Source organism: Sphingomonas sp. Root720, from assembly GCF_001428605.1.
GTDB lineage: Bacteria > Pseudomonadota > Alphaproteobacteria > Sphingomonadales > Sphingomonadaceae > Rhizorhabdus.
This window is the reverse complement of record NZ_LMID01000001.1, coordinates 1,056,703-1,069,513: the sequence shown is the minus strand read 5'-3', so window position 1 is coordinate 1,069,513 and position 12,811 is coordinate 1,056,703. Positions and strand designations below refer to the sequence as shown.

Here is a 12,811-nt window from a genome sequence, read left to right as displayed (position 1 = left end):
ACGGGGAGGTGGCGGAAACGAGGGGCGGCCGGGTCAGCCGGCTTGCAGCTGCGCCCAGCTTTCCGGGGTGAAGCGCTGGGTTTCGAGCAGGCCCTGATGAGAATTGGGACCGTGGAAATAGGTCACGAGCAGTTCCACCGGCTGGTTGTTGACCGCGACGAAGCTGTGCCAGGCATCGGCGTCCATATAGATGGCGTCACCGGCTTCGAGGATGGTGGGCGGCTTGCCCTGGCAATAGACGATGGCATCGCCGGACATGACGTAGATGATCTTTTCGCCGGGATGGCGGAGGAATTCGCTATCCCAGATGCTGATCGCCTGGATGGTGCAGCGCATGCATTCGAGCGACCGATTGGCGCTGTCCTCGAACAGATATCTGGTCGCTATCTCGCGATCCTGACGCTCCAGCCGCTGCCGCTCGCGGTCGACGATCAGCCGCGGAGGGGCCTTGTGCGGGCGGGTCGCGGCCGACGGCGGCGCGCCGTCGCCGAGGCTGCGCGACACCATGTCCTCGGGCGAGACGCCGAAGGCCCTGGAGAGCAGCTCGACCTTCTCGATCGTCATGCCGAGCTGGGTGTTCTCGATCCGGGACAGCGACGAAACCGAAATACCGGTCAACTCGGACAGGCGTTCCAGCGTCATCTTCTGACGCTTGCGGAGCTTGCGCACATGCGCGCCGATCGTGTCGGGTATCGGTGCGCCGGACATGTTCGCCGCTTCCTTGGCCATCGTCGCTGCGTAACGCGCCGGCCGGCGCTTTGCTAGCGAGGTCATCGCTTCACCCCCAGAGATCGGGATCGAACCCGTGGAGGAGCCGGCCGTCATGGCGAACGCCGGCATGCGCGGCGAGCTTGACGATCAGCGGCGCATCCAGATCGACGACCTCGCAGAGCGACGCGACCATATAGGCCGGCGCCATGGCGAGGCCCGTCGCGAGCATGCAGCCGACCATCAGGCGAAAGCCCTGCTCGCGCCCCGCTTCGGCCAGGGCCAGCGCTTCGGTGAGGCCGCCGGCCTTGTCGAGCTTGATGTTGATATAGTCGAAGCGGCCCCGCAGCCGCGCGAGGTCGGATCGGTCGTGGCAGGATTCGTCGGCGCATAGCGGCAGGACGCGGCTGTAGCCGTCGAGCAGGGCATCGTCGCCGGGCGGCAGCGGCTGCTCGATCATGAACACGCCGGCCTCGGCCAGCGCCGGCGCCAGTTCGTTCAGTTGTGCGAGCGTCCAGCCTGCATTGACGTCGACGAACAATGGCGTGTCCGGCCGGGCCGCCCGAACCGCCCGCAGGCAGTCGAGATCCTGCTCGCCGCCCAGCTTGAGCTTGATCATCGCCGGCGCGTCGAGGTCCGCGGCGATGCGATACGTCTCCGCCGGAGAGGAAATGCCGATGGTGACGTCGGAGGCGACCGTCGCCGGACGGTCGAGCGCGGCGAGTTCCCACACCGAGCGGCCGGAGGTCTTGGCCTCGAGGTCCCAGAAGGCGCAGTCGAGCGCATTGCGCGCCGCGCGGGCGGGCAGCGCGCTTTGCAACGCGGTGCGGTCGATCTCTCCGCGCTCGATCGCGGGCGCGATCGCCGCGATCTCGGCCAGGGTCGATTCGGGCGTCTGGCCGTAGATGGCCATGGGACAGCATTCACCGCGCCCCACCACGCCGTCGCGTTCGATGCCGACCTCGATCGTGTCGAGCCCGGCAATGATGCCGAACGCAACCCGCACCGGCTGCTTCAGGCCGACGAACTTCTTCTCCGCGACAACGCGCATGCGATGCACCCCTAAAATTTGCATAAAATGCAATATCTGAGGACGTCGGGATTTCAAGCGAATTCAAAATGTGCGAATTTTCAGTGGGCGGAGGAAAGCATGCCCATCTGCGTGGAGCGAAGCCCGCGGGGTGGCCTCGGCCGCGGTTCAGCCCTTTCGGAGCGGCGGCAGCACCACCGTTTCCAGCAGGTCGAGCGGCATCGCGCCGTTGCCGAGGACCAGCGCGTGGAACTGGCGCAGATCGAAGCGCTTGCCCATCCGCATCTTCAGCCTGTCGCGCATCGCCAGCAGGCGGAGCTGGCCGAGCTTGTAGCCGAGCGCCTGGCCGGGCCAGGCCATGTAGCGCTCGATCTCCGCGACAATCTCGCTCATCGGCGATCCGCTGTTCGCCTGCATATAGGCGATCGCCTTCTCGCGGCTCCAGCGGAGCTGGTGGAGCCCGGTGTCGACGACGAGGCGCACGCAGCGGAACAGGTCGTCGGCCAGCCGCCCGACATCGCCTGCCGGGTCCTGCGCGTAGAGTCCCATCTCCGCCGCCAGCCGCTCGGCATAGAGGGCCCAGCCTTCCTGATAGGCGTTGAAGCTGGCGATGCGCAGCATCAGCGGCGCCTGGGGAAGGGCGAGCAGGGTCGCGCCCTGGGTATGATGGCCGGACACGCCTTCGTGATAGCTGAGCGTGGGCAGGCTGTAGCGGTGCACCCCGGCCATGTCGCGCAGGTTGATCCAGTATATGCCGGGCCGCGATCCGTCGAGCGAGGGGCCGTCATAATAGCCGCCCGGCGCCGAATCCTGCGTCGCGGGCGGCACCGCGCGGATTTCGAGCCGCTGGCTGGGGATCATCGCGCGCGGCAGGAACTGATGCTGGCGTGCTTCCATCCCGGCGACCAGCTTGCGCAGATAGTCGAGCACCTGCTCGCGCCCGGCCGGCGTATCGGGAAAGCGTTGCCGCGGATCGGCGGCGAGCGCGTCGAGCCGATCGCGCAGCGAGCCCCTGCCGAAGCCGAGTTGGCGGAGCCGCGCGTCGATCCGCCCGGTGACGAGCCTGACCTGGTCGAGCCCGATCTTGTGGATCTCCTCGGGGGACTGGTCGCTGTCGCCGACCGAGTGGACATTGGCGGCGTAGAGCGCCTCGCCGTCGGGCTGGGCCCAGACGCCGGCCTCCTCGCGCCCGTAAGGCAGCATGTCGCGCAGCCGCGCGCGCAGCTTGCCGAAGGCGGGGCGGGCGCGCTTCTCCAGCGCGGCGGTCGCGCGCAGCTCGGCGGCGGCACGCGTGCGCGCGTCGAGCCCGGCGGTAGCCATCCGCTCGCGCAGCGCGACGATCATCGGATGCCGGTCGGCCGGGCCGGCCAGGAAGTTCTCGACCACCGGCAGCGTCTTTTCGAGCAGCGCGCGCGGCGGGATGCAGCCCAGCGCCTCGTCGGCCTTCGACTTCTCGACGACCCCGGCAAAGCCTTCCGCGAAGCCGTCGAGCTTCTCGATCCAGGCGTCGACCTCGATCGGCGACGACAGCGGCTGCTGCGCGATCATCACGTTGGGGGTGTTCACCACCGGGCCGGAGATCTGGTTGATGATGTAGGGCTCGTGCCCCGAGAACCAGAAGGGGTTGGGCCGGCCATAGCCGATGGCGGCGCTGCGCGTGCCATTCTCTATCACCGCCGCGGCCATCTTCAGCCTGAGCTGGCCGAGCCGGTCATCCTCGCAGTCGATCCGCTCGATCGCGATCCCGGCCTCGCCCAGCGCGGTGCGCCAGGCCTCCTCGCCCTCGGGCGAGTAATCGTCCATCGACCGCGCGAAGGGGCCGCCCGCCGCCGATCCCGCGACGCCGCCATAGGTGGCGATCTCGGGCGTGTGGCGCAGCAGCTTCAGCGCGATCGCGTCGACCGGCGTGGTAATGGGGCAGGGGCCCGGCCGTTTCGGTGGCGCGCGTCTCGGGGCGGGCGGGGCGGCGAACGCGGCCGGAAGGACCGGGGCGATGGCGGATGCGCCGAGCAGGAGCCCGAAGCGGCGGCGCGAGAGGACGGGGTAGCGAGTTGATTCCATAGATTCTGCGTCCAGTGGTGACATTTTCGGGGCGGCGCGGCAACAGTCGGCCGATGTTCATCCTCGATTCGATAGAGGCACCGGGCGGACGCATCGCGCGGATCAGCCTCGACAAGCCGGCTTCGCGCAACTCGATCGCCATCGACCAGTGGTCCGCGCTGGCGGGGGCGGCCGAAGGCGCGGCGGCCTCGGGCGCCCGTGTGCTGATCATCCGGTCTGGCGCGCCCAACATCTTCTCCTCGGGTGCGGACCTCGGCGACCTCGCCGGGCTGGCGGCCGATCCGGCCCTGCGCACCCGCTTCCGCATCGACATGGGGCGCGCCTTCGATGCGATCGCGGGCCTGCCGATCGCGACGATCGCGGTGGTCGACGGCGGCTGCTACGGCGCCGGAGTGGCGCTGGCGATGGCCTGCGACATGCGCGTGGCGGGCGACAAGGCGCTGTTCGCGATCACCCCTGCCAAGGTCGGGATCGTCTATCCGGCGGCCGACGTCGCGCGTCTCAAGGCGCTGGTCGGTCCGGGGCAGGCGGCGCGGCTGCTGACCACCGGCATGACGATCGGCGCCGACGAGGCACTGGCGATCGGCCTGGTCGAGGAGCGGGCGAAGTCCGCCGACAAGGCGGCGCTGGCGCTGGCAGAGGCGATCGCCACCAATGCACGGTCGAGCGTCGCCGGGCTGAAGCGCATCCTGGCCGGGGACGAAGCCGCCGACCGGCTGTTCGAGGACGCCTTCGGCGGAGCCGATTTCCGCGAGGGGCTGTCGGCATTCCGGGGGCGGCGCGCGCCGGCGTTCGAGGCATGAGCGGCATCCTGCTGATCGCCGACCACGCGTCCAACCATGTTCCCGCCGACATCGACCTCGACATCGATCCGGCGCTGCTCGACCAGCACATGGCGATCGACATCGGCGTCGAGCCGCTCGGCCGCCTGCTGTGCCGACGGCTCGGCATGGACGGCATCTTCGGCCCGGTCTCGCGGCTGGTCGTCGACCTCAACCGAGAGGAGCATGCGCAAGGCCTGATCCCGACCGAAAGCGACGGCTTCGCCATAGCGGGGAACGAACTGCTCGACGCCGAAGGCCGCCGGGCGCGGATCGAGCGCTTCTGGCGGCCTTATCACCGTGGTATCGCCGATCGCATCGCGGCCGACCGGCCCCGCCTGATCGTCTCGCTGCACAGCTTCACGCCACGCCTGTCGGCCCGCCCCGGAGAGGCGCGCCCCTGGCAGGTCGGGGTGCTCTACAACCGGGACGACCGGGCGGCGTCGCTCGGTATCGCGGCGCTGCGCGCCGCCGGGATCGTGACGGGGGACAACGAACCCTATTCGGGCAAGGTGCTCAATGCGACGATGAACATGCATGCCGAGGCCAACGCCATTCCCTATCTGGGGCTGGAGGTGCGGCAGGACCTGATCGGCGACGAGGCGGGGGTGGCGGCATGGGCCGAACGGCTTGCCCCGGTGATCGCGATCGTGGCCGAGCGGCTAGGCGATCCCGCCGCCGCCTGACCGCGCGCAGCCGCATGGACGGTGCGATATGTCCATGTTAGGGGAGCCCATCGTCGGCACCGCCTTCCAAGCGCCGACGACTGAGAGACGGCGTGCTCCCACTCGTGAAGGAGCGCCGGCCATGGAAATCGATGTCTTGAACCAACCGCTACCGGTATCGCGGGCAGCCGATGGCGGTCCGCCGGGTCGCGGCGCCGGCCGCGCGGCGCCGCTGGGAGATCGAGCGGCGCTGCTGCGCGCGCATGCGACGTTATCGGCCGGATGCCGCTTCATGGCCAGCGATGCGGCCGCCTCCGGCGACGCGCCGCGCCCGCTACAGGGGGTGCATGCCCGCATGGTGGGCAACCGGTTCCGCGAGCTCGACCTGTTCCTGTCGGTCATGATCGGGGAGGTCGCGCTGGTGCTCGGCTACCCGGATCCCGATGGCCGGAAGCTCCGCCTGTTCAACACACCGAACAAGCTCCGGCGCCTGCGTCCGGTGATCGCGCTCGCGCAATGTCCCGAGGCGCGGCTGCGGGCGATCGGCCGCGTCGGGGCTTGCCTTCGCCACTGCGAGGGCCAGGTGCATCGGGCCGAAATGGGCCAGGATGTCCTGATCGCGCACGGCGAGGAACATGTGCTGCCGCCGCCGCCCGCCGCCGCCGCGAAGCGGCTCCATCTGTCGTCGCGGACGATTTCCGCCATCGCCGGATTCTATCGCTCGATCGGCGACGAACTGCTCGCCCGGACCCTCGGAGCGGGCGCTCCGACTTGACTTTTTGCGGTTTCTGCACCACATCTCGTCCCGCTAACGTCGCTTGCGGCGGAATTTGATGCCGCAGGCTGATCCTTCCTTTCTCTCGCTTCGAGCTCCGCCAGCACAGTGCCGGCGGGTTCCCAATCCTTTGAAAGGAAATCCCTATGCCGATCGGCACCGTCAAATTCTTCAATGCCGACAAGGGCTATGGCTTTATCGCTCCTGAGGGCGGCGGCGAGGACAGCTTCGTGCACATCAGCGCCGTCGAGCGCGCGGGCATGATCACGCTGAACAAGGATCAGCGCGTCAGCTACGAGGTCGAGACCGACCGTCGCGGCAAGAGCTCCGCCACCAACCTCCAGGCCGCTTAAGGTCTTGGCCAAAGAGGACCAGTTCGTCCTCAACGGCCGGATCGAAGAAATCCTTCCCGACGGGCGCTTCCGCGTTCAGTTGGAGAATGATCTTCGTATTATCGCCTATACGGCCGGCCGGATGCGGCGTTTCCGCATCCGTTCGGTCGTCGGCGATGCCGTTCAGGTTGAGATGACCCCCTATGATCTCGGCAAGGGCCGGATCATATATCGTGAGCGCACCCCAGGGCCCGCCGGGCCCGGAGGCCATCGCTCTAAACGGCGATAGCGCTCGCTTCCCAATGCACTGAGCGCCTGCGGGCGCATCAAGGATATCATGTTTTCCAAGACCCATTTCGTAAAGAAGTCGCCTTTCCACCTTCCCCTGTCGAGGGCCGAGCGCAACGCGCCGCGTACCACGCTTTCCCGCCAGGAATTGCAGCGCATCGTCGCCGACATCATCGGCTGAGGCGCGACTATCAACGCAAGGAGACGGCCATGTCGGCGACCAGCGATTTCTATCTTGCCCGCGCGGCTGAAAGTGCCCTCCAGGCGGAGACGACCAAATTGTCCAACGTGCGGGATCGCTGGCTGCGGGCCGAAACCGCATGGCGCGCCATGGCCGACAAGGTCGTGAAGAGCGAAACCGAGCGCGCCGAACTGGCTCGCGTCAAGGCGCTGCGCGTCGACCTTTGACGGAGGTGGCGGGCTGGCTGTGCGAAGCACGCCGACCCGCCCGCCTTCACCTCGACCTGTCCTTTCCGATCGTTCGATCGGCCGCCTCGAAATGATCGATCTGATCGGCTCTAGCCTTTTGGAAGGCGGTACGGCTGGTCACGCGGGCGACATAGGCCTCTGTCGCGGGCCGGTTGCCGAACGCGCGGACATCCGAAACGCGCAGCACATCCGCCATCAACAGGTCCGCTACGGTGAAGCGCCCGGCGGCGAGCCATTCTTGCTCGCTCAATACCCTTTCCACATGATCGAGGCGCTGGCCCATCCATCCGGTGAGACCGTTGTTCCCGTCGCCGCCCAGCTTCAGGAACCACCACGGTACGGTGACCATCTCGACCGAGTTGAGCGCGGCGATCGTCCATTGCAAGGTTTCCGCCTCCCCGACCGGATCGCGCGGCATCAGCGTGTCGCTCTTCCGGGCGAGGTGCAGCAGGCCGGCGCCGCTTTCGAATATCCCGACTCCGTGATCCTTGAGGAACGGAACCTGGCCGAAGGGCTGATCCGCGAGATGATTGGTTTCGCGGCCGTCGAACGGGACGGTACGCACCGCATAGTCGAGACCCGCTTCCTCGCACGCCCATCTGAGCCTCAGGTCGCGCACGAAACCGCGGGGACCCTCAGGAACCCAATCGAACGTCCAGATGGTCAGTTCGCTCACGGCGGCGCGCCCTTCCTGAATCGGCGGAGAAACGATCGGGGCGATGGTCCGATCGATCCATCCCTAGCGATTTCGCAACCCGGTTTGAAGCCGCGAGCAGCCGGGCACCCGCCGGCGGGCGGGATCAGTCGCGCTCCGCCATCGCCACATCGGCCGCGTCGCGCGCCGCAACGGCCGCGCTCTGGGCCAGCAGGTCGAGCATTCTGTCGCTGACTCGCTGGTCGAGCAGCATCTGGATACCAAGCTCGACCTTCGTCGCCCGGACGAAATCGCCCGCTTCCGCGAAGATCGTCCGCGTGGCCTTCAGGCTGCTGAGCAGCCCCCGGCGCCGCATCAAGCGGCAGACGTCGTCCGGGTTCATTCGAACCTCCTTACGCAACCATGATACTGACCCGATAACGCACCGACGCACCAGTTAGTTCAGCGGACGCCGCGGCGCGGCTGCGAACGCAGGTAGAGATGCGTCGTCATCGTCGCCCCCAGCACCGGCGCGACAAGGTTGACGAAGGGGACCAGGAACAGGGCCGTCACGATCGAGCCGATCAGCATGCGCTGGACCCGCGTCGCACCCAGCCAGGCATGCCGTTCCGTGCGGTCGCCATGCCGTGCGGCGACCATCTCGCCCAGGTCGCGGCCGAAAGCCATGCCGTTGACGGCGACGAACAGGATCAGCGGCCCGATCCCGGTGAACAGCAGGAGGACATAGAAGGGCAAGGCGACCAGATTATAGACCAGTACCCGCGCCGCCGATCGGAGGCCCAGCGCCACGGCGGCGCCCGCTCCGATCGACTTGGCCTGAGCGGCGGCCTGCGGATAATGGCGCTGCTCGACGATGGCGGCGATCCGCTCGACATAGGCGCAGACCACCCCGAGCGCGACCGCGGGAAACAGGAACCACAGGGCGAGCAGGGTAAGGGCGATCGCCCCGATCCCGCCTTCGGCCGGGCTGAGCGGGCATTCCATGTCGCCGAAGGCCGCGCAGGGATCGCTCCCCGCCAGCGCCCAGCCGAGCCCGACGCCCAACACGGCGAAGATCAGCAGGGTGACGAGCAGCGACCGGAGCAGGACGCCGAGGATGCGGGAGTCCGTGAGGTCGCCGAGGGCGCGGAAGAAGATGCCGATCATGCCGCGACTACGGTCGTGGGCGGGCGGAGTTCCGCCGGCAGCGGCCTGGAGAGGGGCAGAGGAAGGTCGGCCAGTCGCAATCCAGAATCCGGTGATGAATTTTCTATGAGAATCAAAAAACCGGATGCTCCGCAGAAAATCTGGCCGGAATCGCGGCGGTGATGGCGTAATATTTAAGGATTAGTCCATATGTACTATCCGGATTAATGTAAAAGATAGAGGCGGTATTGCCGTCGGTAATATATTGGCCGATCAAGCGGCGAGTATTGTCCGGATGGGGCGAGGATTATCGCATCAAGTGCTCATCTTGCCGCTTTTTACTTAACGTCGCCGTGAAAAACGCGCCTTGCCATCACGCCGCCGATCCGGTGGCGGCCGGCATTCGCCGAAGCTTCATTTTCGAGGGACGTTCATGGCGGTTCTAAACGGTTCGGCGCTGTCCGAAACTCTTCTGGGCACGATTCTCGACGACATGATCTATGGAGAGGCCGGCGACGACCTGATCAGGGGCGGCGCCGGCGCCGACACGATCGACGGCGGGGACGGTGCCGACACGATCGATGGCGGCGACGGCAATGATCGCATGGTCGGCGGGGCGGGCAACGATGTCTTCGATGGCCGCAAGGACGACGATTATATCGATGGCGGCGACGGTTACGACAAGCTGATCGGCGGCGCCGGCAACGACAGCCTGTTCGGCGGCGGCGGCCGCGATTATCTCGACAGCGGCGACGGCGACGACGTCATCTATGCCGGCGACGGCGACGACGGCTTCACCAACGAAATCGATCCGGCGACGGGCCTCCTCACCACCGAAGCGGTATCGGGAGGCAACGGCAACGACATCATCTATGGCGAGGGTGGCAACGACAGGCTCAAGGGCCAGTGGGGCGACGACCGGGTCTATGGCGGCCTCGGCGACGATTCGGTCGATGGCGGCGACGGCGACAATTATCTCGAGGGCAATGAGGGCAACGACATAATCGATGCCGAAGGAGGCCGCGACACGTTGATCGGCGGGGCCGGCGACGACCATATCGAGTCCGGCGGCGGCGACGACTGGGGGGACGGTGGCGACGGCGACGATGTCCTCACGGGCGAGACCGGCAACGATACGCTCATCGGCGGGGCGGGGAACGACCTGCTCGACGGTGGCGCGGGCAACGGCACGCTGGATGGCGGCGCGGGTGCGGATTACCTGATAGGCCGCGACGACCATGACGTCCTGACCGGCGGCGACGGGGCGGACACGCTGATCGGCAACGCCGGCAACGACCATCTCTATGGCCAGTCGGACAGTGGCGGGAACGATGCCGGCGACCAGATCAGCGCCGGCGCCGGAAGCGACTATGTCCAGGGCAATGCCGGCAACGACACGCTCGACGGCGGAGACGGCTCCGACCGGGTCAACGGCGGTGCCGACGACGACAAGATCACCGGCGGCGCCGGCAACGATACGATCAACGGCAACCGCGGCGACGACCGGATCGATGCCGACGACGGCAACGACTTCGTCCGCGGCGGCCAGGGCGCCGACACCATGCGCGGCAGCGACGGCGACGACGTGCTGCTGGGCGACCTCGGCGCGGACGTGATGTGGGGCGGAACCGGTGTCGACACGCTCACCGGCGGGGGAGACGCCGACATCTTCTCCTTTGCCAAGGGCGACGCGACCTTCTCATCGGCGGGCGCGGGGGCGACCGATACGATCAGCGACTTCGCCAATGGCACGGACCATATTCGTCTCGGCATCGGCGTTCCGGGCACCGTCCTGCAGGGACAGGCCTTTGCCGATCTCGCTTCGGCCGCGACGGCGGCCGGACAGATGCTCCAACCGCTGGGAGACGCCGCGGGCGTTGCGGCTCTCCGCGTCGGTCAGGATGTCTTCGTCTTCTACGAGGCACAGTCGCAGATGGAGGCGATCCGGCTCGATGGTCTTGCGGACCCGAGCCTGATCGACACGTCGGACTTCGTCTGACGGGCAACCATTCCGGCCCGTCCCGGTCGGCTGCGGGCCCCCTTTCGGGGCCCGCAATAGCCTTCAGTCCTTCTCGACCTGGCTCACGTCGCGCACCGCGCCGCGCGCCGCGTTGGTGGTGAGCGCCGCATAGGCGCGCAATGCCGGGGAGACGGCGCGCTTGCGGCCGAAGGGCTTCCATGCCTTCTTGCCGCGCTCGACCATCTCGCCGTGGCGGGCGGCGATCGTCGCATCGTCGACGTCGAGCCTGATCACGCGGTTCGGGATGTCGATCACGATCGGATCGCCGGTGGCGACCAGCGCGATCAGGCCGCCCTCGGCCGCTTCGGGCGAGACATGGCCGATCGACAGGCCGGAAGTGCCGCCCGAAAAACGCCCGTCGGTGATCAGCGCGCAGGCCTTGCCGAGGCCCTTCGATTTCAGATAGCTGGTCGGATAGAGCATCTCCTGCATGCCCGGCCCGCCCTTCGGCCCTTCATAGCGAATGACGACGACGTCGCCCTCCTTCACCTCTTTGCCGAGGATGCCCGCGACGGCCGCGTCCTGGCTTTCGTAGACGCGCGCGGTGCCGTGGAAGGTCAGGATGCTGTCGTCGACGCCGGCGGTCTTCACGATGCAGCCCTCGGGCGCGAGATTGCCGAACAGCACGGCGAGGCCGCCGTCCTTCGAGAAGGGGTTCGCGGCGCTGCGGATCACGCCCGCGTCGCGGTCGAGATCGAGGTCCTTCCAGCGGTTGCTGGTGCTGAACGCGACCGTGGTGCGCACGCCGCCGGGCGCGGCCTTGAAGAACTCGCGCACGCTCTCGCTCTCGGTGCGGCTGATGTCCCAGCGGTCGAGCGCGTCGCCCAGGGTCGGCGAATGGACGGTGGGCAGGGACGTGTCGATCAGCCCGGCTGCGTCGAGCTGGCCCAGGATCGCCATGATGCCGCCGGCGCGGTGGACGTCCTCCATGTGCACGTCCTGCTTGGCCGGGGCGACCTTGCAGAGGCAGGGGACGCGGCGCGACAGCCGGTCGATGTCGGCCATGGTGAACGGCACCTCGCCCTCATGCGCGGCGGCGAGCAGGTGGAGCACGGTGTTGGTCGACCCGCCCATGGCGATATCGAGGCTCATCGCATTTTCGAATGCCGCGAAGCTGGCGATGGTGCGCGGCAGGGCGCGGGCGTCGTCCTGCTCGTACCAGCGCTTGCACAGGTCGACGATGGTGTGCCCCGCCTCGCGGAACAGCTTCTCGCGGTCGGCATGGGTGGCGAGCACCGATCCGTTGCCGGGCAGCGAAAGGCCCAGCGCCTCGGTCAGGCAGTTCATGCTGTTGGCGGTGAACATGCCCGAGCAGGAGCCGCAGGTCGGGCAGGCCGACCGCTCGATCACCTTCACTTCCTCGTCGGTATATTTGTCGTCGGCCGCGACGACCATCGCGTCGACGAGGTCGAGCGCGACCGTCTGGCCGCGGATATCGGCCTTGCCGGCCTCCATCGGCCCGCCCGACACGAAGATCACCGGGATGTTCAGCCGCATCGCCGCCATCAGCATGCCGGGCGTGATCTTGTCGCAGTTCGAAATGCAGACGATGGCATCGGCGCAGTGCGCGTTGACCATATATTCGACGCTGTCGGCGATCAGGTCGCGGCTGGGCAGCGAATAGAGCATGCCGTCATGGCCCATCGCGATGCCGTCGTCGACCGCGATGGTGTTGAACTCCTTGGCGACGCCGCCCGCCGCCTCGATCTCCCGCGCGACCAACTGGCCGAGGTCCTTCAGGTGGACATGGCCGGGCACGAACTGGGTGAAGCTGTTGGCGATGGCGATGATCGGCTTGCCGAAATCCTCGTCGGTCATGCCGGTGGCGCGCCACAGGCCGCGGGCGCCCGCCATGTTGCGGCCATGGGTGCTGGTGCGTGAGCGATAATGGGGCATTGCGCG

15 protein-coding genes are annotated in these 12,811 nt (G+C 67.6%); 8 read left to right on the top strand and 7 right to left on the bottom strand.

Features of this window, described 5'->3' with window-relative positions; genetic code table 11:
- Nucleotides 1–33: 33 nt before the first annotated feature.
- From ASE22_RS04960 to ASE22_RS04950, 3 genes are all read right to left on the bottom strand, one after another.
- On the bottom strand, nt 34–729 hold the full coding sequence (locus ASE22_RS04960) for a helix-turn-helix domain-containing protein (RefSeq protein WP_162248258.1): 696 nt from the start codon (nt 727–729) through the stop codon (nt 34–36).
- Nucleotides 730–778: 49 nt separating this feature from the next.
- A complete protein-coding gene (locus ASE22_RS04955; protein WP_056355719.1) occupies nt 779–1,759 on the bottom strand; it encodes a dipeptide epimerase in 981 nt (326 codons plus the stop codon).
- A gap of 147 nt (nt 1,760–1,906) precedes the next feature.
- The gene (locus tag ASE22_RS04950) at nt 1,907–3,799 is read right to left on the bottom strand and encodes a DUF885 domain-containing protein (RefSeq protein WP_235536492.1); all 1,893 of its coding nucleotides are present in this window, start codon (nt 3,797–3,799) and stop codon (nt 1,907–1,909) included.
- A 53-nt stretch (nt 3,800–3,852) separates the two neighbouring features.
- On the opposite strand from ASE22_RS04950, the gene ASE22_RS04945 reads away from it, so the two are divergent.
- From ASE22_RS04945 to ASE22_RS04920, 7 genes are all read left to right on the top strand, one after another.
- Nucleotides 3,853–4,602 (top strand): enoyl-CoA hydratase/isomerase family protein, encoded by a 750-nt coding sequence (locus ASE22_RS04945; protein WP_056355715.1) that lies wholly within the window; start codon nt 3,853–3,855, stop codon nt 4,600–4,602.
- Entirely contained in the window at nt 4,599–5,306 is a 708-nt protein-coding gene (locus ASE22_RS04940) for an N-formylglutamate amidohydrolase (RefSeq protein ID WP_056355713.1), read from the top strand. Before ASE22_RS04945 ends, ASE22_RS04940 begins: the two co-directional genes overlap by 4 nt.
- A 121-nt stretch (nt 5,307–5,427) precedes the next feature.
- Nucleotides 5,428–6,060: a hypothetical protein gene (locus tag ASE22_RS04935; protein WP_235536493.1), complete on the top strand. Its 633-nt coding sequence runs from the start codon at nt 5,428–5,430 to the stop codon at nt 6,058–6,060.
- Between the two features lie 146 nt (nt 6,061–6,206).
- Nucleotides 6,207–6,413, top strand: coding sequence for a cold-shock protein (locus ASE22_RS04930; RefSeq protein WP_056355712.1), 207 nt, complete (start codon nt 6,207–6,209; stop codon nt 6,411–6,413).
- A 4-nt stretch (nt 6,414–6,417) separates the two neighbouring features.
- Nucleotides 6,418–6,681 (top strand): translation initiation factor IF-1, encoded by a 264-nt coding sequence (gene infA, locus ASE22_RS04925; protein WP_056355709.1) that lies wholly within the window; start codon nt 6,418–6,420, stop codon nt 6,679–6,681.
- A 48-nt stretch (nt 6,682–6,729) separates the two neighbouring features.
- Entirely contained in the window at nt 6,730–6,861 is a 132-nt protein-coding gene (locus ASE22_RS27850; RefSeq protein ID WP_268796521.1) for a hypothetical protein, read from the top strand.
- 29 nt (nt 6,862–6,890) lie between these two features.
- Nucleotides 6,891–7,088 (top strand): hypothetical protein, encoded by a 198-nt coding sequence (locus ASE22_RS04920; protein WP_056355707.1) that lies wholly within the window; start codon nt 6,891–6,893, stop codon nt 7,086–7,088.
- Between the two features lie 46 nt (nt 7,089–7,134).
- Here the strand turns inward: ASE22_RS04920 and ASE22_RS04915 are convergent, their stop codons facing one another.
- The 3 genes from ASE22_RS04915 to ASE22_RS04905 all read right to left on the bottom strand — a co-directional run bounded on the left by ASE22_RS04915 (nt 7,135) and on the right by ASE22_RS04905 (nt 8,910).
- A complete protein-coding gene (locus ASE22_RS04915) occupies nt 7,135–7,785 on the bottom strand; it encodes a glutathione S-transferase family protein (protein WP_056355705.1) in 651 nt (216 codons plus the stop codon).
- Nucleotides 7,786–7,909: 124 nt separating this feature from the next.
- Nucleotides 7,910–8,146 carry a hypothetical protein gene (locus ASE22_RS04910; RefSeq protein ID WP_056355703.1) on the bottom strand — a complete coding sequence of 79 codons (237 nt, stop codon included), beginning with the start codon at nt 8,144–8,146 and terminating at the stop codon, nt 7,910–7,912.
- 59 nt (nt 8,147–8,205) lie between these two features.
- The gene (locus ASE22_RS04905; protein WP_056355702.1) at nt 8,206–8,910 is read right to left on the bottom strand and encodes an EI24 domain-containing protein; all 705 of its coding nucleotides are present in this window, start codon (nt 8,908–8,910) and stop codon (nt 8,206–8,208) included.
- A gap of 412 nt (nt 8,911–9,322) precedes the next feature.
- Between ASE22_RS04905 and ASE22_RS04900 the strand changes: the two genes are divergently transcribed.
- Entirely contained in the window at nt 9,323–10,888 is a 1,566-nt protein-coding gene (locus ASE22_RS04900; protein WP_056355700.1) for a calcium-binding protein, read from the top strand.
- A 63-nt stretch (nt 10,889–10,951) separates the two neighbouring features.
- On the opposite strand, the gene ilvD is transcribed toward ASE22_RS04900, so the two are convergent.
- The gene (gene ilvD / locus ASE22_RS04895; protein WP_056355698.1) at nt 10,952–12,805 is read right to left on the bottom strand and encodes a dihydroxy-acid dehydratase; all 1,854 of its coding nucleotides are present in this window, start codon (nt 12,803–12,805) and stop codon (nt 10,952–10,954) included.
- Between the last annotated feature and the right edge of the window lie 6 nt (nt 12,806–12,811).